This window comes from Kitasatospora sp. NPDC098663 (assembly GCF_044760075.1).
In the GTDB taxonomy this organism is placed as follows: domain Bacteria; phylum Actinomycetota; class Actinomycetes; order Streptomycetales; family Streptomycetaceae; genus Kitasatospora.
The window spans coordinates 1-17957 of the sequence record NZ_JBIWAP010000082.1 but is presented as its reverse complement, the minus strand read 5'-3'; the positions used below and the strand labels follow the sequence as shown (position 1 = coordinate 17957).

Genomic DNA, 17957 nt, shown 5'->3' with positions numbered 1-17957 from the left:
CGCCAGCCCAGTCTCCCTGCACCCGCAACAGTCTGGCCCCACGCGAAAGCACGTGGGGCCAGAACCTGAAAGATCTTCAGCGATCTCCTAGGCCCAGACGACGACACCCGCGCCACCGGGACGGCGGCGCGGGTGCATCAGTCCTGTTCCCCCGGCAACCGCAGGTCCCACCCCACCAGGGCCCGCAGTTGCTCCGCCGTCACGCCGTCCGGCACCGGCTGGGGCGCGTCGTGGCGCAGCGGCGGCTGCCAGCCCTCCTGGGCCGTCCACCGGCGGACCACCTTGGCCGGCGCCCCGGCCACCACGCTGTGGTCGGGCACCTCGCCGCGCACCACCGCGCCCGCCGCGACCACCACGTTGCGGCCGATCCGGGCCCCCGGCAGGATCACCGCGCCGGTGCCGATCCAGCTCCCGGCGCCGATCTCCACCGGCTCGTTGCGCGGCCACTGCTTGCCGATCGGCAGGTCGGTGGACCGGTACTCGTGCGCCTGGTCGGAGATGTAGACGCCGGGCCCGGTCCACACGTCGTCGCCGAGGACGATCGACTGGTGGCCCACGATGTGGCTGTCCCGGCCGATCACGCAGCCGCCGCCGATCCGCACGATCGGTTCGGGCCCGAGGTCGAGGCCGGGCAGGAAACCGGCGCTGATGGTGACCCGCTCGCCGATGATCGAGAACGGCCCGATGGTGATCCACTGCTCGTTGAAGACCGCGCCGAGCGGGAACGCCAGCGTCGTACCGTCGCCCAACTCGCCGAACCGGTAAGGGCCCGGGCTCTGCCGGGTGACCGCGCCGGTCCGCTGCACCCAGCGCCAGCCCCGGTGGACGAGGCGGCCGGCGGCACGGCGGCCACCGGCTCGGACCGCGGAGACCAGCGAACGGGTTATCGGCATGCCCTCACGTTACCGGCCCGTAGGGTCCGGCCGACGGCCGGGCGGTCAACATCACACCGGCCCCGCACCCGCCCTGGCCTGCGGCCTCCCACGGCCGGGCCCGGCCCTCCGCCCGGGCGGTCCGAAAACCGCGACCGACGGCGGGCTCCGGTGCCACACTCCCTCCCATGGAGATCACCGAACACATCGACGCCCTGCGCCGCGAGGGCACCCTGCTCGCCGAGGCGGCCGCCCGGACCGACCTCGCCGCCCCCGTACCGACCTGTCCGGACTGGAGCCTGAACGACCTGGTGAGGCACGTCGGGAACGTCCACCGCTGGGCCGCCGCCTACCCCTCCCAGGGGCTGCCCGCGCCCCTCGACGAGGACGGCAGGCGGACCGTCATCGGGCCGGCGCCGTCCGACGCGGCACTGCTCGACTGGTTCCGCGAGGGCCACGCCGCCCTGGTGGACGCGCTCACCCGGGCCCCGGCCGACGTCGAGTGCTGGAGCTTCCTGCCGTCGCCCAGCCCGCTCGCGTTCTGGGCCCGCCGCCAGGCGCACGAGACCGCCGTCCACCGCGCCGACGCCGACGCGGCGGCCGGCGCCGAGGGCCCCCGGGTGGACACCGCCCTCGCCCTCGACGGCATCGACGAGCTGCTGGGCGGCTTCGTGGCCAGCAGCCGCTCCCGGCTGCGCAGCGAACGGACCCGCACCATCGGGGTCCGGACCACCGACGGCCCCGGCTCCTGGCAGCTGACCATCACCCAGGAACCGCCGACCGTCGGCACGGGCGGCGCCGCCGAACCGGCCGACCTCATCCTCACCGGCCCCGCCCACGACCTGTACCTGCTGCTGTGGAACCGGCTCCCGGTCGGGCCCGCGCAGGTCGAACTCGACGGCGACGAGGCGCTGCTCGAACTCTGGCGGACCAGCGCGGTCATCGGCTGAGGCCGCGCTGCACGGAGCAGGCGGCGCGCTGGGAGCGGGAACCGGCCCGGGGGTGGAGTGGCCCGGGGTCAGCGCACCCAGCGCGCGGGCCGCTTCTCCAGGAACGCCCGCATCCCCTCCTGCGCCTGCGCCGACCCGAACAGCCGCGCCGACAGCTCCACCAGCCCCTCCGCGTCCCGCTCGAAGGACCGCACCACCTCGGCGTTGGCCAGCCGCTTGGACTCCGCCAGCCCCTGGGGGGAGCCCTGGCGCAGCGCGTCCAGCAGGCCCTTCAACGCGACCCCGGTGTCCTCGGCGGACTCGGTGGCGCGGGTGATCAGGCCGATCCGGGCGGCCTCGGCGGCGTCGAAGACCTCGCCGGTGAGGTAGTAGCGGGAGGCGGCGCGCGGGTCCAGCTTGGGGCGCAGCGGCAGCGAGATCACGGCGGGCGCGAGGCCGAGCCGGACCTCGGTGAACGCGAAGGTCGCGGCCGGCCCGGCGAGGGCGAGGTCCGCCGCGCCGATCAGGCCGAGGCCGCCGGCCCGGGCGTGCCCGTCGATCACGGCGATCACCGGCTTGGTGCAGTCGACGATCGCCCGCTGCAGCTCGACCAGGCCGCGCGGGCCGACCGTCGGGTCCGCGCCGGTCGCCTCGGAGAGGTCCGCACCCGCGCAGAACACCTTGCCGGTGTGCCCGAGCACCACGGCCCGCACCTCCGGGTCGGCCGCGGCGACCGCCAGACCGGCGTGCAGTTCGGCCATCAGCCGGGTGGAGAGTGCGTTGCGGTTGTGCGGCGAGTCGAGGGTGATCGTGGTGACGGCGTCGGCGGTGGTGACGCGGACGAGGGGCTCTGCGCTGGTCATCGGCGGGGCCTGCCTTCCGGCTGAGGGTGGGTCGGACTGCGGCGCCGCCCCGGGTGCCCGGGCGACGCCCGAACGACTCTGGCACGCCCACCCGCCCCTCGGCCAGAGCCGATCCTGCCCGAGGTGCTGATCGGCATCGAGGCCGTCGCGCCCGTCCAGGAGCGACCGCGTCACCGAGCCTCGGCGTAACCTCCCCGTCGCCCGGCCCACCGGACGGCGGGGCCCATCGCCAGGCCCGCCGCCGCCAGTACCGCGCCCAGGACGACCCAGCCGGCCAGACCGAACCCGATCACGGCGGTGCTGACCAGCGCCGGACCGGCCATCATCGCCGCCGCCGAACCCGCGTTGTACACGCCCTGGTAGGCGCCGTGGTCGCGCTCCCCCGCGAGGTCGTAGCTGAGCGCCCAGCCGCCGGCCTGGCCGAACACCTCGCCCAGCGACTGCAGTGCGATGCCGCCGAGCACCACCACGGCGGCGACGATCGCGGGCAGGCCGTGCGCGAGGCCGATGACCAGGCAGGAGGCGGCGAGCAGCAGCCCCCCGCGGCCGCAGAGCCGGGCGGCCGTCCCACGGTCCTCCGTCCCCCGGGTGGCCCGCACCTGAAGGGCGATCACCAGCAGGGTGTTGACGATCAGGGTGCCCGCGACGGTGATCCGGGGCGCCTCGGTGTCATGGATGATCCACAGCGGCACGCCGACCTCCAGGACGGCGAACTGCAGGGCGAGGACCGCGTTCAGCACCGTCACGACCAGGAACGGGCCGTCCCGCAGCGCCGGATTGCGCCGCTTGCCCCGCCCGGCACCGTCGGCCTCCGGTCCCGCGGGCGGCGCGACCGGGGCCGCAGGCGCGAGGACGGGGAGGCGGTGGAACAGCACGGCGACGACCACGAAGGAGGCGGCGTCGGCCAGAATCGCCGTCAGATAGGCCGGCCTGGTGTCCACCTGGAGCGCGATCGCGCCGACGGCCGTCCCCAGGCAGAGGCCCACGTTGGTCACCACCCGCAGGTAGGCCCGGCCCGCCACCCGGCGGTCGGGCGGCAGCACCTCGGCGTAGAGCGCGTTCCGCACGGCCGCGGAGCCGCGGTCGACGGCCGCGACCCCGCAGGCCAGCACCACGAAGGCCGGATAGCTGTGCACGAGCGTGTACCCGGCGGTGCCGACCGCCTGCAGCGCGACCAGCACGACCAGCACCGGCCGGGCGCCCCAGCGGTCGGCGGCCCGCCCGGCCGGCACGCTCGCGACGACCCCGCACAGGCCGGCGGCGGTCAGACCGAGCCCCAGCTGGGCGGGGCTCAGACCGAGCACCCGGGTGAAGAACAGCACCGCGACGGACAGGGACAGGCCGCTGCCCATCGTGTTGACCAGGGTGAGCCCGGCCAGCCGCCGGACCATCGGGTCGGGGTGCAGCCTCCGCCGCACGGCGCTGACGAGCCCGCCGCCGGCCTGCGGGGCTGCGGGATCTGCTGGGTCCGCGACGTCTCCTGGGTCTGCGATCGTTGCGGTGGTTGCGGTGGTTGCGGTGGTTGCGGTGGTTGCCGTGATGGCGGTGGTTGCCGTGATGGCGGGGCCTCCGGGCATGGCGGGGTCGGGTCCGGACGTCTCCGCCGGCGAGGTGGTGGTCATGTGCTGATCACACCGCCTGACGGCCCGGGTCCGGTACTCCTTTAGGCTCTGGCTAAAACCACGCGCCCCACGCGCCCCAGCCCGGCGCCCATGCGCCGCGTCGCAGGAGACCACTCCCGTGCACCGCTTCACGCTCAGCCTGGCCGACCTCGCCACCACCTGGTTCGCCGTCTCCCCGATCCAGGAGGCCTCGCTCAGCCTGCGCATGTGGACCCACCCCGGCGTCTACCAGCTCCAGACCCCGTCCTTCGAACGGCTCCGGCCCGTCTTCGAACGGCTGGACTCCACGCTGCTGCTGTCACTCATCTCCGGGAACCGCTGGATCCCCGATTTCCTCACGCCCCGCCCGGCCTCGCCCGCCGCCGACTTCCGCACCGAGCTGGCCACCGTCCGCGCGCTGCCACCGGAGCAGTTGCGCCCCGAACTGGAGCAGGTCTTCCTTCCGCACGGACTACCCCTGCCCGCCGGGCTCGCCGCCGGACTGTCCGACCCGGCGCGGCTGTTGCAGCGGATCGCCGACGCGCTGGAGGAGTACTGGGAGGTCTGCCTCGCGCCGTCCTGGTGGCCACAGGCCCGTGCGGTCCTGGACGCCGACCTGGTCTACCGGGCCCGGCTGCTCTCCCAGCACGGCGCGGCGGCGCTCTTCGCCGACCTGGACCACCGGCTGCACTGGGAGGACGGCGTCCTGTCGATCAACCGCCGGTGGACGGACTGGGACGCGGAGACCGCCGTGGACGGCCGCGGCCTCGTCCTCATCCCGACCTTCTTCGCCCGCGGCGCGATCACGATGATCAGCAACGAGCGTGCGCCGCAGATCAGTTATCCGGCGCGCGGCCAGGCGGGCATGGCCGGCCCGGGGACGCCGGTGCCGCCGCGCGCGCTGGAGGCGCTGGTCGGCGCGCCGAAGGCCCGACTGCTGGCCCTGCTCGCCGAACCCGCCTCCACCACCGACCTCGCCTACCGGTTGGGCGTCACCCCCGGCGCGGTCAGCCAGCACCTGTCCGTCCTCGCCGCCACCGGCCTGGTCACCCGGGCCCGGCACGGCCGCTCGGTGCTGTACCTGCGCAGCCCGCTCGGGGACGAGCTGACGGGGACGAACAGATGACGGAGTTCACCCCCGTCAGCTCCCCGACCGACCCGTACCACCCCGACTGATCCCCCAACTCCCCAGTGGTACAGACCTGTTGACGCATTGGTCCAGTCCTCCTACAGTGCCCATGCCCCGTCTCCCCACGGCGCGGGCACCCATCGCACACGCACCAAGCACTGCGGTTCTACGTCACCCTGTCCAACCCCCACAGCCACAGGGAGAACCATGTCCGCTCGATCCCGGGCCAGACGCCCGCGCGTGCGCAGCAGACTGCTGGCACTGCTCTCCGTCCTGCTCCTGCCCCTCGCCGCGCTCACCGCGCTGGCCGCCCCGGCGAACGCCGCCGGAAAACTCACCGCCTCCTTCACCACCGCCGACAACGGCTCCTGGTGGCAGGGCACTTACATCGTCCACAACGACAACGCCACCGCCGTGACCGGCTGGACCCTGGAGTTCGACCTGCCGGCCGGCGTCACCATCGGCAACAGCTACAACGGCACCGCCACCGTCAACGGCCGGCACGTCACCGCGACCAACGCGTTCTACAACGCCACCGTCAACGCCCACGGCACCACCGAGCCGTACAGCTTCTGGTTCGTCGGCAACGGTCCGGTCGCCACCCCCACCAACTGCCGCATCAACGGCGACAAGTGCGACGGCACCGCCGACGTCCCGCCAGCCGCGCCCGGCACCCCGGCGGTCACCGAGTCCACCGCGCACACGCTCGCCCTGACCTGGCCGGTCGCCACCGGCGGGGACTTCCCGGTCGCCTCCTACGACGTGCTCAACGGCGCCGTCGTGGTCGGCTCCAGCACCACCACCAGCGCCCTGCTCACCGGACTCACCCCGGCCACCACGTACACGCTGACCGTCCGGGCCAAGGACAGCCGCGGCAACACCGGACCGCTCAGCGCGCCCGTCACCGCCGCCACCTTCGACCCGTCGACCGACCCGATCCCGCCCACCGCGCCGACCAACCTACGGACCACAGCGGTCAGTTCGTCGGACGTCACGCTCGCCTGGAACGCCGCGACCGACAACGTCCGGGTCGCCGCGTACGACGTCTACCAGGGCGGCACGCTGGTGGCGACGGTCAGCGGCAGCACCCTGACCGCGACGGTCGGCAGCCTGTCCCCGTCCACCACCTACACGTTCACCGTGAAGGCCCGCGACCCCGCCGACAACGCCTCCCCCGCCTCCGCCCCGCTCACCGCCACCACCTCGGACCTGGTCGGCGCCGGAAAGTACGCCCGGGTCGGCTACTTCGTCCAGTGGGGCATCTACGGCCGCCAGTACTTCGTCAAGAACCTCGACACCTCCGGCAGCGCGGCCAAGCTCGACGTCGTCAACTACGCCTTCGAGAACATCGATCCGGTCAACCTGACCTGTCTGGCGGGCGTCACCAAGGGCACCACCGCCAACCCGCAGGACCCGGACCAGGGCACCGGCGCCGGTGACGCCGACGCCGACTACGCCCGCCCGATGAGCGCCGACCAGTCGGTGGACGGCGTGGCCGACGACGGCTGGGGCAAACTCCGAGGCAACCTCAACCAGTTGAAGAAGCTGAAGGCCAAGTACCCGAACCTGAAGGTGGTCGTCTCACTCGGCGGCTGGACGTACTCCAAGTACTTCTCGGACGTCGCCGCCACCGACGCGTCCCGCCAGAAGTTCGTCAAGTCCTGCCTCGACGTGTGGATCAAGGGCAACCTGCCGGTCTACAACGGCGCCGGCGGCGACGGCGTGGCGGCCGGGATCTTCGACGGCATCGACCTCGACTGGGAGTGGCCCGGCTCCGCCGACGGCCACGCCGGCAACCACTGGAGCGCCAACGACAAGGGCAACCTGACCCTCCTGCTGGCCGAATTCCGCAAGCAGCTCGACGCGTTGGGCGGCTCCCACAAGCTGCTCACCGCCTTCACCCCGGCTGACCCGGCGAAGGTCGCCGCGGGCTGGGACCTCACGAAGATCTTCAGCTCGCTGGACATCGCCAACGTCCAGGGCTACGACTTCCACGGCTCCGGCAGCGACAACTCCTGGGAGCCCAACCGCACCGGCCCCCAGGCCAACCTCTACGCCGACCCGAACGACCCGTACAACTTCCACTTCAGCGTGGACGCGGCGGTCCAGACCTACCTCGGCGCCGGGGTCAACCCGCGCAAGCTCACCATCGGCTTCCCGTTCTACGGGCGCGGCTGGCAGGGCGTGGCGGACGGCGGCGCCTCCGGCGTGTGGCAGTCCGCGAACGGCGCGGCCCCGGGCCAGTTCAGCGAGGAGGCCGGCACCCGCGGCTACAACAACCTCATCACCGGCGTCCCCAACCTGACCGTGTACCACGACCCCAAGTCCATCGCGACGTACGGCTACACCGGAGCCGGCGGCCAGTGGTGGACCTTCGACGACGCCTGGTCGATCGCCCAGAAGACGGCATACCTCAAGTCGAAGAACCTGCTCGGTGGCATGATCTGGGAGATGTCCGGCGACACCCCATCCGGCACGCTCATCAACGCGCTCGACTCCGGGCTCAAATAGCCGGAACGTACGGCCCGTTGGGCCGGTGGGGCAGCAAGGGCCGGCGCTCCGAGAACGACGGAGCGCCGGCCCGCGCCCCAGGGGCCTCAGGTACCTCACGTACCTGACGGGCCTGGCGCGCCTGACGGGCCAGGCGCGCCTCCCGTCACCGGGAGGCCATCGCCGCCAGCTTCCTGGCCGCCCGGTACTGCCGGAGCACCTGTGCGAAGGTGGTGTGCCCCTGGGTGGTCCGGGCGAAGGCCCGCCAGGCCGGCGCCACCAGGCAGACCGCCGCGTGGAACAGGTACGGGCGCCGCTCGAAGGCGCCCAGCAGCTGCTTGCCGGCGCGCATCTCCACGCCCAGTCCGGCCTTGATGGCGAAGGCGTAGTTCAGCGCCTCGCGCCGCACGTCCGCCGCCTTGCCCGCCTCCGCGACCTTCACCGCCCACTCGCCGGCCAGCCGGCCCGAGCGCAGCGCGTACGAGATGCCCTCGCGGGTCCACGGCTCCAGCAGTCCGGCCGCGTCCCCGGCGACCAGCACCCGGCCGCGGGCGAGCGGCGAGTCCTCGGCCCGGCAGCGGGTCAGGTGCCCGGACTCCACGCTCGGGGTGAAACCGGACAGCCCCAACCGCCGGATGTAGTCCGCGAGATACTGTTTGGTCCGCTCGCCGTCGCCGCGCGCCGAGATGACGCCGACGGTCAGGCTGCTCGACTCGGTCTTCGGGAAAACCCAGCCGTAACTGCCGGGCAGCGGGCCCCAGTCGAGGTGAATCCGGCCCGACCAGTCCGCGGCGACCTGCGGCGGAACGGGGATCTCCGCCTCCAGGCCGAGGTCGATCTGGTCGAAGGTGACGCCGACGTGCCGGGCGATCCGGCTCGCGCTGCCGTCCGCGCCGACCACCGCGCGCGCCTCGAAGGTGCGCCCGTCGGCGGCCGTCACCAGCGCCGTCCGGTGCTCGCCGCCGCGCTGCTCGACGCCCGTGACGGTCACTCCGGTGACCAGCACCGCCCCGGCCTGCTTGGCCGCCTGCACCAGGCGCAGGTCGAACTCGTCCCGGTTGACCAGGCCGAACAGCATCCGCCGGGACCGACGCGTCCGGGTGAACCGCCCGTCGTAGGCGAAGGTGACGGCGTGCACGCGGTCCTGCAACGGCAGCCGGAAGTCGGGCGGCAGGCTGTCCCGGGACGGGCCGATGATGCCGCCGCCGCAGGTCTTGTAACGGGGGTGCTCGGCCTTGTCGAGGAGCAGCACCCGCCGGCCCTGGACGGCGGCGGCGTGCGCGGCCGAGGCTCCGGCCGGTCCGGCGCCGACCACCACGACGTCCCAGACGGCGTCGAGCGGCTCGGGCGCCGACCGACCGACCTTCGGCGCGGTCTCGGTCTCGGACACCGTCTCGGACGCCTGGCCTGACGGCTGACCTGACGACCGGCCTGACGGCCGTCCGGGTACCTCGGCGTCGAGCGGCGAGGCCTCGGTGTCGAGTGGGCTGCGGGAATCGGAGCTTCCGGAGTCAGTCACGTCGAGCAATCCTATGCGTCCGCCGGACCCGCCGCTGGCCGCGCCGCCCCGAACGCCAGACCGAAACCGGACCGGACCCGGACCGGACCCGGATCGAACCCGGGCCGACCCATCGGGCCGATCCACCAGACGGTGCGCCCGGCGGGATCGCCGGGCAGAACCACCCGATCGGACTGTTCGAGTCCGCCTATGATCGGCGGTACCCAAACCGCCCCCTCCGCCCGCACCACCCCTCGGGCGAAGCCTTCCCCTCGGAGCCCCGATGTCACAGCCGCTGGCCGACGCCGTCCGGTCCCTGATGGACCGTGCCCGCACCGACCTCGCCGAACTGGTCGCCTTCCCCTCGGTCGCCGACCCGCGCCAGTTCCCGGTCGAGGAGTGCGAGAAGGCCGCCCGCTGGGTCGCCGACGCCTTCGCCGCCGAGGGCCTGACCAACGTCCAACTGCTGGACACCCCGGACGGCACCCAGTCCGTCTACGCCGAACTGCCCGGCCCCCAGGGCGCGCCGACCGTGCTGCTCTACTCGCACTACGACGTCCAGCCCCCGCTCGACGAGAACGCCTGGCTCAGCCCCGCCTTCGAGCTGACCGAGCGTGACGGCCGCTGGTACGGGCGCGGCGCCGCCGACTGCAAGGGCAACATCCTGATGCACCTGACCGCCCTGCGGGCGCTGCGGCAGGTGTACGGCGACGGATACCCGGTCGGCCTGAAGATCATCGTCGAGGGCTCGGAGGAGCAGGGCACCGGCGGCCTGGAGCGTTACGCCGAGGCCCACCCCGAACTGCTCGCCGCCGACGCCATCATCATCGGCGACACCGGCAACTTCGCCCTTGGCCTGCCCACCGTGACCGCCTCGCTGCGCGGCATGACGGTCGTCGAGGTCGCGGTCACCACCCTGGCCGGCAACCTGCACTCCGGCGCCTTCGGCGGCGCCGCCCCGGACGCGCTGCAGTCGCTGGTCCGGATGCTCGCCTCACTGCACGACGAGCACGGCGACGTCGCGGTGGCCGGACTGACCGGTGGCCAGACCTGGAGCGGTGTCCAGTACCCGGAGGAGCAGTTCCGCTCCGACGCCAAGGTGCTCGACGGCGTCGCCCTGACCGGCACCGGCACCATCGCCGACCGCCTGTGGGCCCGCCCCGCGATCACCGTCCTCGGCATCGACGCCCCGCCGGTGATCGGCGCCACCTCCTCCGTCCAGGCCGCCGCCAAGGCCCTGGTCAGCCTGCGCGTCCCGCCGGGCAGCGACCCGGGCGCCGCCCAGGACGCGCTGGTCGCCCACCTGGAGGCGCAGGTCCCGCTCGGCGCCCGCCTGACCGTCGAACGCCAGGGCAGCGGCGCCCCGTTCAACGCCGACACCACCGGCCCGGCGTACGAGGCGATGGGCGAGGCCATGGCCGAGGCCTTCGGCACCGAGATGGTCGCCTCCGGCGAGGGCGGCTCGATCCCGCTCTGCAACACGCTGCGCTCGCTCTACCCGAAGGCCGAGATCGTGCTGATCGGCGTCGAGGAGCCGACCACCCAGATCCACGCGGTCAACGAGAGCGTCGACCCGCAGGAGCTGGAGCGGATGGCCCTCTCCGAGGCCCTGTTCCTCCGCCGCTACGCCGAACTGCGCTCGGTCTGACGCACGTTGGTCCGGGGGCCGCCGTCGGCGGCCCCCGGCACCGGCCGCCCGCCCCGGAACCTGTGGGCTGCACTCGCCACCACCGCGTAACCGACCGCGCCCACCGCGAGCCCGGCCCCGGCCCCGAAGCAGAACTCCGGGATCAGGTTCCGCCGCAGCGGGACCAGCCGGTGCAGCACCCCGACCGCCGTCGCCGCGCCCAGGGCCGCGACGGCGGCGCGGCGCGCCCGGGGAGCGAGTGCCACGGTCGGGCGGACCGGCTCCACGCTCCGCGCCGCCCGCACCGCCCAGCCCGCCATCGCGGCCAGGGCCAGCGCCGAACTGCCGTACTGCAGAGCCGAGTAGAGCGGGACACCGGCCACCTCCCGGTCCAGCACCGGCAGCAACCGGACACCCAGCCGGCCCTCGTGGGTGAACGCGTCCCAGCCGACGTGGGTGGCCGCACCGACCGCCGCCGACGCCGCGAACCACGCCGCACCCGCAGCCGCCCCGCCTCCGGCGGGCCGCCGGACCGTCAGCGCCTCGGCCGCGCCCGCCCACCGGTCGGGCAGCAGCGCCACCAGCGGCGCGCGCAGCAGACCGTGCCAGCCGGCCACCAGCGCGCCCGCGATCGCCACGTCCAGCGTCGGCACGGCCCACCAGCGGTGCGTCAGACCGCCGTGGCCGTACACCCCGGGCAGCAGCGACTCGGCGAAGAACGGGACGTCGGGCGCCATCGATCCGGCGACCAGCGCCGAGGCGACCAGCGGCCCGCGCTCCCCGGCGGCGCGCAGCAGGGGCAGGACGGCGGCGGGGTGGCTCAGTGTGAACGGCATGCCCCCATCCTCCCGCCCCCGCCGGACCATCGGCCAACGACCTGGGCCATCGGCCGACGCCCGGGCCATCGGCCGACACCCGGGGCGGCGGCCTCTGGGCGGAGCGGCGGCCTCTGGGCGGCCCGGCACCCGGGCTCGTCAGGCGCCCAGGGCGGCTACGCCGCGTCCGCCGTGCTGGCCAGGCCGAGCGCGACCCGGCGGCCCGCCTCCAGGTAGCGCAACTCGCCGCTGCGGCGGGCGTCCAGGGCGGCGGCGAGTCGGCGGTAGCGGCTCGGGGGCAGCAGGTCGGCGGCCTCGTCCAGGGTGACGAAGCGCCAGTCGCGCAGCTCCTCCGCCTGGAGCAGCAGGTTCTGGCGGGCGGCGGGGTCCAGTTGGCCGCCGTCGTACATCAGGCGCAGACCGCCGCGGCGCGGGCCGGTGCGCGGCTCCCAGTCGACGGCGAGCAGGCGCAGCCCGGTCGGGTCGAGCCGCAGGCCCAGTTCCTCGGCGGTCTCGCGCAGGGCCGCGTCGGTGGGAGCCTCGCCGCGTTCGACCACGCCTCCGGGGAAGTCCCACTCGGGTTTGTAGACGGGGTCGACCAGCAGGACGCGGTCCTGTTCGTCGAAGAACAGGACGGCGGAGGCCACGGTGTCCCCGGTCGGGTCGGGGGTCTGGACGATCGGGCAGCGGGCGGCGCCGACGCGGACCAGTTCGGCGATCCGGTGGGCGGTCTCGCGGGGGGTGAGCTCGCTGGTGTCGAGCATCCGGGCGTCCTCGACCAGCCAGCGCCGGGCGGCCCGGTAGCGGGCCACGTGCTCGAAGCACCACGTGCGGACCCGCTCGCTGGCCTCCGGATCTCCCGGGCACTCGTCGCGGTGGGCGATGCGGTGACGCAGGATCGTTTCTTCTGGGTCCAGGACGAAGTGGTGCACCGCTATGCCGTGGGAGGCGAGGTCGCCGAAGATCTCGTCCCGGTAGTCCTCCCTGAGCAGGGTCATCGGGACCACCAGCGGGCCCGCGACCTCACTGAGCAGCGCGGCCGCCGTCTCGGGGACGAGCCGGCGCCAGGCCGCCAGGTCCTGGAAGTCGGACACCGTCGCCAGCCGGTCGGCCGGGAGCATCCGACGCAGGCCGAAGCCCACCAGCTCGGGATCGAAGAGCACGCTCCCGGGCAGCAGTTCCACCAGCTCGCGGCAGGCACTCGTCTTGCCCGCCCCGAATGTGCCATTGACCCAGACGATCACAACGTCCCCTGCCCTCGACTTGCCCCGATGCCGTTCGCACCGGGCAGCGCCCCCGTCGGCCGAACCAGCGCCACCCGTGGTGGTACCCGCGCCACGCCGCTCCCCATACCTCCCCACCGCGCCCGCCGTTGCGCCCCACTCCGCCCCTTGACAGGGGCATGTGCCCAGGCCAGCCCCCTTCCGGGAGAAATATGTAGACCGGTCTACATCAAAGTTGCACCCCGCTCACACCCTGCGCGCACCGGAAGTCGGCCCGTCCGACTTCGTGTGCGCCATCATCACCCCAGATCACCTCGCATCACCCCCTCCACCCGACTATGTAGACCGACCGACAGATTTCCCCCGGCAATATCTAGACCGGTCTGCATAATTCAGTAGACCGGTCGACATATTCTTCTCCGCGCCCCTCGCGCGCCCCCCGGCGCCCGCTTGCGCCGCGCGCACCCCAGCACGTACAGAGGAACGATGAAGCTGCTCCCAGCCGGCCGCGTCATCGTCATCGGCTCGGTCAACGCCGACCGCATCCTCCGCTGCCCCGTCCTCCCCGCCCCCGGCCAGACCGTCCTCGCCACCGCCGCCACCCAGGGGTTCGGCGGCAAGGGCGCCAACCAGGCGGTGGCAGCGGCGCACATGGGCGCCGCCGTCCACCTGGTCGCGAAGGTCGGGCGCGACGCCGACGGCGAAGCCGCGCTCACCGACCTGCGCGGCGCGGAGGTCGAGACGGGCTCCGTGCTCACCCACCCCGACGCGCCGACCGGGCAGGCGATCGTCATGGTCGACCCCGCCGGCGAGAACAGCATCGTCGTCGTCCCCGGCGCCAACGCCCACCTGACCGCCGCCGAGGTCACCGCCGCACTCGCCCGCCTGCGCCTGCTCCCCGTCGACGTGCTCCTCACCAGCGGCGAGGTCCCCGAGGAGTGCATCCGCGCGACCGCCGCCGCCCTGCCAGCCGACGGCGCCCACTGGGTGCACAACGCCGCGCCGGCCGGTTCGCTCCCCGACACCGGTCCGACCGGGCGCCGCCCCCTGGTCGTCGCCAACGCCGTCGAGGCCCGCCAGCTGACCGGCGCCCCCACCGTCGAGGAGGCCGCCCGGGCCCTCGCCCGCCGCGCCGACGGCGTGGTACTCACCCTCGGCGGCGAGGGCGCGCTGGTCGCCACCGAGGAACGGTCGGCCCGACTGCCCGCCCCCGCCGTCCAGGTCGTCGACACCACCGGTGCCGGCGACGTCTTCTGCGGCGCCCTCGCCGCCGGACTCGCCCGCGGCGCCTCCCTCCCCGCCGCGGCCGCCACCGCCGTGGCCGCCGGCGCGTTCGCCGTCACCGCCCTGGGCGCCCGTGGCGCCCTCCCCCGCCCGACCGACCTCTGACCAGCCGCTTCCCCACGGGGCCGGGCAGGCCGACCCCGGTGGGGGCGCCCGGACCACAACTCCCGAACGCCCCGGTCAGGCCCTGTCTACGGCCGTCCCATGTACGACGGGTAGTAGCCGCTGCTGATCCCCGAGATCCGGATCAGCGTCCCCGGCCGCGCCGCCTCGACGTACTGGTTGTTGCCCAGGTAGATCGCCACGTGCTGGATGCCCCGCTTGGTGCCGTTGGGGGACCAGAACAGCAGGTCGCCCCGGCGCAGCTGGCCGGCGCTGATGGGCGTGGTCGCCGCGTACTGGTCGTTGGCCACCCGCGGCAGGTTCACCCCGCCGCGCCGGAAGGCCTGCTGCACGAGGCCCGAGCAGTCGTACCCGTCCGGCCCGTTGCCCGCGGTCCGGAACGGCTTGCCCAGCTGGCTCAGCGCGAACTGCACGGCGGACTCGACGCCCTGGTCCCCCGCCACCGCGCCGGCGGACGAGCCCGACGAACCCGACGAGGAGGATCCGGACGATCCGGACGACGACGGCGATCCGTCCCCCGTCCGCGCCACGTACACGTCGTAGTGCGTGGTCCAGCGCCACTGCCCCTGACTGTTCTTGAACCAGTACCGCGACCCGTCCCACCCCTGCTTGATCCCCCCGCTCGACTTCGCGCCCGTCGACGGGGACTTCGCCGCGGAGGAGGATCCGCCCCCGGTCCGCGCCACGTACACGTCGTAGTGCGTCGTCCAGCGCCACTGCCCCTGACTGTTCTTGAACCAGTACCGCGACCCGTCCCACCCGGCGTGCGCCGGGGCCGACTCGGCGGCGGCGGGGCTGACGCCGGGGCCGACGCCGATCACACCCGCACCGGCCACGATCACGGCCACCATGCCTATCCCCCGGCGCACCCGCGCGGCCCGCGACGGGCGGACGGGACGGACGGGGCGGACGGCGGCCGCCCGCTGGTCGACGGTGGCGGCAGCGAGCTGCCCGGTCGGTTCGTCGGCGGCACCCGGCGCGCCGGTGTTGACGGTGGTCATCCTGCTGTCTTCCCTCACTGCTGCGAACTGCCGCCACGGTGGCGACTGCGGAATCGGCTACGGACACGCACGTCCCGGTGAGACGGCGAGTACGGCTCGGCAGACCCCGCCCGGCATGCCACGGCCTCCGGTCGTGCGACCGGGAGCCGCGGCATGCCGGGCGGGGATTCAGTTCTGCCTGCGTGTCACGGTAGGCACGCGCCCGCTCACGGCGCGCAGTGGAGTGAGCCAATGGAAGGGTTCACGGCCGGTGATCACCGACAGGGCATCAGGGTGAAGGCCAGTCATCGGGCCGCTTGCCCGACGCCCCCTCACCCCTGCTGGTCCGCCTCCGCCAGCAGCTGCTTCTTCAGCACCTTTCCCAGCGCGTTCCTGGGCAGTTCGGGCACCAGCACGACCCGGCGCGGCCGCTTGTGCGCGGACAGCCGCTCCGCCACGAAGGCCGTCAGCTGTTCCCCTGTCACGGCGCCGTCCGGAATGACGTACGCGACGACGGCCTGCCCGAGGTCCTCGTCCGGCGCACCGACCACCGCCGCGTCGGCGACCGCGGGGTGGTCGCGCAGCGCGGCCTCCACCTCGCCGGCGCCGATCCGGTAGCCGCCGCTCTTGATCAGGTCGACGGAGGCGCGACCGACGATCCGGTGGAAGCCGTCCGCACCGATCACGGCGACGTCCCCGGTACGGAACCAGCCGTCCGCCGTCCAGGCTTCGGCATCCGCGTCGGGCCGGTTGAGGTACCCGCTGAACAGGGTCGGCCCGGAGACCTGCAACTCTCCGACGCTCTCCCCGTCGGAGGGCACCGGCCCGCCGTCCTCGCCGACCAGCCGGGTGCGCACCCCGTCCAGCGGCAGGCCGACGCTACCGGGCCGGCGCTCGCCGTCCGCCCGGGTGCTGACGGTGATCAGCGACTCGGTCATCCCGTAGCGCTCGATCGGGGCGTGCCCCGTGAGCGCAGCCAGCTTCTCGAACACCGGTACCGGCAACGGCGCGCTGCCGGAGACCAGCAGCCGGGCCGAGGCCAGCCGACCCGCCGCCCCGGGGTCGGCCGCCACCCGGGACCAGACGGTCGGCACCCCGAAGTACAGGCTGCCGCCCGCCGCCGCGTACCCCTCCGCGGTGGGCCGCCCGGTGTGCACGAGCCGGCTGCCGGTCCGCAGGGCGCCGAGGACGCCGAGGATCAGTCCGTGGACGTGGAACAGCGGCAGGCCGTGGACGAGGGTGTCCTCGGCGGTCCACTGCCAGGCCGCGGCGAGCGCGTCCAGGTCGGCGGCGATCGCCCGGCGTCGGATCACGGCTCCCTTGGGCGCCCCGGTGGTGCCGGAGGTGTAGAGGACGAAGCCGGTGGCGTCCGGCGCGGGCTCGGCGAACGTGGTGGCCGCGCGTTCCGCCGGGTCGATCGGCAGCCCCTCCACCTCACCCGGCACGGCGTCGCCCACGGCGTGCGCGAGCAGCACCGCACCCGAGTCACGCAGGATGTGCTCGCGCTCCTTGGGCCCGGAGTCGGGCGGCAGCGGCACCACCGGCACGCCCGCCAGCAGGCCGCCGACCACGGCGACGACCGTCTCGACGGTGGGCCGGGCGAGCACGGCGAGCGCGGGCGCACCGGCCACCCGGTCGGCGACGGCGGTCGCCGCACCCAGCAGTTCCTCGCGGGACAGCGCCCGCCCGTCGATCCGCAGCGCGTCCGCCGCGTCCCCGTAGCCGCCCTGAAGTGCGGTCAGCAGTGCCATGCTTCCGTCCTCGCCCTCGTCTCACGCTGTCGCGCCGACTCTACGGGCCGCCCCCGGACCGTCCGTGGGCAGCGGTCACCGGCCGCCGCCCACCTGGCCTGCACCAGCTACGCCGGAGGGCGTGGCACCGGGTACCCGGTGCCACGCCCTCCACTGCCGTGTGCGGGGATCAGCCCTTGCGGGCCTTCACCTCGGCGGTCAGCTGCGGCAGCACGGCGAACAGGTCGCCGACCACGCCGTAGTCGACCAGCTCGAAGATCGGGGCCTCGGGGTCCTTGTTGACGGCCACGATGGTCTTCGAGGTCTGCATGCCCGCCCGGTGCTGGATGGCGCCGGAGATGCCGGCCGCGATGTACAGCTGCGGCGAGACCTGCTTGCCGGTCTGGCCGACCTGGTTGCTGTGCGGGTACCAGCCCGCGTCGACGGCGGCACGCGAGGCACCGACGGCCGCGCCCAGCGCGTCCGCGAGCTCCTCGACGACGCCGAAGCCGGCCGCCTCGCCGACACCACGGCCGCCCGAGACCACGATCGCGGCCTCGGTCAGCTCCGGACGACCGGTCGAGACCCGCGGGGTGCGCGAGGTGACCGTGGCCGCGTTCCCGGTGAACTCCACCGCCACGTTCTCCACCGCACCCGCGCCCGCGACGGCCTCGGGGGCCACCGCGTTCGGCTTGACGGTGATCACCGGCACGCCCTTCGTCACCTTCGACTTCACCTGGAAGGACGCGGCGAACACCGACTGGGTGGCGACCGGACCGCCGTCACCGGCCTC

Annotated in this window: 14 protein-coding genes; 5 read left to right on the top strand and 9 right to left on the bottom strand. The window is 74.1% G+C overall.

Annotated features, from left to right (window positions below; genetic code table 11):
* Nucleotides 1-137 precede the first annotated feature (137 nt).
* Nucleotides 138-893, bottom strand: coding sequence for a DapH/DapD/GlmU-related protein (locus ACIQVZ_RS40645; RefSeq protein ID WP_350884187.1), 756 nt, complete (start codon nt 891-893; stop codon nt 138-140).
* 167 nt (nt 894-1060) lie between these two features.
* On the opposite strand from ACIQVZ_RS40645, the gene ACIQVZ_RS40640 reads away from it, so the two are divergent.
* Nucleotides 1061-1822, top strand: coding sequence for a maleylpyruvate isomerase family mycothiol-dependent enzyme (locus tag ACIQVZ_RS40640; RefSeq protein ID WP_402457711.1), 762 nt, complete (start codon nt 1061-1063; stop codon nt 1820-1822).
* 68 nt (nt 1823-1890) lie between these two features.
* On the opposite strand, the gene ACIQVZ_RS40635 is transcribed toward ACIQVZ_RS40640, so the two are convergent.
* Both ACIQVZ_RS40635 and ACIQVZ_RS40630 read right to left on the bottom strand, forming a co-directional pair.
* Nucleotides 1891-2664: an enoyl-CoA hydratase family protein gene (locus tag ACIQVZ_RS40635; RefSeq protein ID WP_402457708.1), complete on the bottom strand. Its 774-nt coding sequence runs from the start codon at nt 2662-2664 to the stop codon at nt 1891-1893.
* A gap of 170 nt (nt 2665-2834) precedes the next feature.
* A complete protein-coding gene (locus ACIQVZ_RS40630; RefSeq protein ID WP_402457704.1) occupies nt 2835-4286 on the bottom strand; it encodes an MFS transporter in 1452 nt (483 codons plus the stop codon).
* A 118-nt stretch (nt 4287-4404) separates the two neighbouring features.
* Between ACIQVZ_RS40630 and ACIQVZ_RS40625 the strand changes: the two genes are divergently transcribed.
* Together ACIQVZ_RS40625 and ACIQVZ_RS40620 are read left to right on the top strand one after the other, a co-directional pair.
* Entirely contained in the window at nt 4405-5391 is a 987-nt protein-coding gene (locus tag ACIQVZ_RS40625; RefSeq protein ID WP_350884179.1) for a helix-turn-helix domain-containing protein, read from the top strand.
* Between the two features lie 210 nt (nt 5392-5601).
* Nucleotides 5602-7905: a glycosyl hydrolase family 18 protein gene (locus ACIQVZ_RS40620; protein ID WP_402457701.1), complete on the top strand. Its 2304-nt coding sequence runs from the start codon at nt 5602-5604 to the stop codon at nt 7903-7905.
* 145 nt (nt 7906-8050) lie between these two features.
* On the opposite strand, the gene ACIQVZ_RS40615 is transcribed toward ACIQVZ_RS40620, so the two are convergent.
* The gene (locus ACIQVZ_RS40615) at nt 8051-9274 is read right to left on the bottom strand and encodes a geranylgeranyl reductase family protein (RefSeq protein ID WP_402457698.1); all 1224 of its coding nucleotides are present in this window, start codon (nt 9272-9274) and stop codon (nt 8051-8053) included.
* 391 nt (nt 9275-9665) lie between these two features.
* On the opposite strand from ACIQVZ_RS40615, the gene ACIQVZ_RS40610 reads away from it, so the two are divergent.
* The gene (locus ACIQVZ_RS40610; protein WP_350884173.1) at nt 9666-11030 is read left to right on the top strand and encodes a dipeptidase; all 1365 of its coding nucleotides are present in this window, start codon (nt 9666-9668) and stop codon (nt 11028-11030) included.
* On the opposite strand, the gene ACIQVZ_RS40605 is transcribed toward ACIQVZ_RS40610, so the two are convergent.
* Nucleotides 11006-11845: a DUF4184 family protein gene (locus ACIQVZ_RS40605; protein WP_402457695.1), complete on the bottom strand. Its 840-nt coding sequence runs from the start codon at nt 11843-11845 to the stop codon at nt 11006-11008. The two genes, ACIQVZ_RS40610 and ACIQVZ_RS40605, sit on opposite strands and share 25 nt — an antisense overlap.
* Nucleotides 11846-12000: 155 nt before the next feature.
* The gene (locus ACIQVZ_RS40600) at nt 12001-13068 is read right to left on the bottom strand and encodes an NUDIX domain-containing protein (RefSeq protein ID WP_402457692.1); all 1068 of its coding nucleotides are present in this window, start codon (nt 13066-13068) and stop codon (nt 12001-12003) included.
* 465 nt (nt 13069-13533) lie between these two features.
* On the opposite strand from ACIQVZ_RS40600, the gene ACIQVZ_RS40595 reads away from it, so the two are divergent.
* Nucleotides 13534-14436: a PfkB family carbohydrate kinase gene (locus tag ACIQVZ_RS40595; protein ID WP_402457688.1), complete on the top strand. Its 903-nt coding sequence runs from the start codon at nt 13534-13536 to the stop codon at nt 14434-14436.
* 86 nt (nt 14437-14522) lie between these two features.
* Here ACIQVZ_RS40595 and ACIQVZ_RS40590 read toward each other — a convergent pair whose 3' ends face one another.
* From ACIQVZ_RS40590 to ACIQVZ_RS40580, 3 genes are all read right to left on the bottom strand, one after another.
* On the bottom strand, nt 14523-15455 hold the full coding sequence (locus ACIQVZ_RS40590; RefSeq protein WP_350884165.1) for a C40 family peptidase: 933 nt from the start codon (nt 15453-15455) through the stop codon (nt 14523-14525).
* A gap of 311 nt (nt 15456-15766) precedes the next feature.
* Nucleotides 15767-17185, bottom strand: coding sequence for an acyl-CoA synthetase (locus tag ACIQVZ_RS40585; RefSeq protein ID WP_402457684.1), 1419 nt, complete (start codon nt 17183-17185; stop codon nt 15767-15769).
* A gap of 169 nt (nt 17186-17354) precedes the next feature.
* Nucleotides 17355-17957 (bottom strand): electron transfer flavoprotein subunit alpha/FixB family protein (locus ACIQVZ_RS40580; RefSeq protein ID WP_402457682.1); only part of this gene is annotated, 603 nt, incomplete at its 5' end.

Coding starts and splice junctions, on each gene's coding strand:
- ACIQVZ_RS40645 (WP_350884187.1), bottom strand. CDS start 893: ATGCCGATAACCCGTTCGCTGGTCTCCGCGGTCCGAGCCGGTGGCCGC.
- ACIQVZ_RS40640 (WP_402457711.1), top strand. CDS start 1,061: ATGGAGATCACCGAACACATCGACGCCCTGCGCCGCGAGGGCACCCTG.
- ACIQVZ_RS40635 (WP_402457708.1), bottom strand. CDS start 2,664: ATGACCAGCGCAGAGCCCCTCGTCCGCGTCACCACCGCCGACGCCGTC.
- ACIQVZ_RS40630 (WP_402457704.1), bottom strand. CDS start 4,286: ATGACCACCACCTCGCCGGCGGAGACGTCCGGACCCGACCCCGCCATG.
- ACIQVZ_RS40620 (WP_402457701.1), top strand. CDS start 5,602: ATGTCCGCTCGATCCCGGGCCAGACGCCCGCGCGTGCGCAGCAGACTG.
- ACIQVZ_RS40610 (WP_350884173.1), top strand. CDS start 9,666: ATGTCACAGCCGCTGGCCGACGCCGTCCGGTCCCTGATGGACCGTGCC.
- ACIQVZ_RS40605 (WP_402457695.1), bottom strand. CDS start 11,845: ATGCCGTTCACACTGAGCCACCCCGCCGCCGTCCTGCCCCTGCTGCGC.
- ACIQVZ_RS40595 (WP_402457688.1), top strand. CDS start 13,534: ATGAAGCTGCTCCCAGCCGGCCGCGTCATCGTCATCGGCTCGGTCAAC.
- ACIQVZ_RS40590 (WP_350884165.1), bottom strand. CDS start 15,455: ATGACCACCGTCAACACCGGCGCGCCGGGTGCCGCCGACGAACCGACC.
- ACIQVZ_RS40585 (WP_402457684.1), bottom strand. CDS start 17,185: ATGGCACTGCTGACCGCACTTCAGGGCGGCTACGGGGACGCGGCGGAC.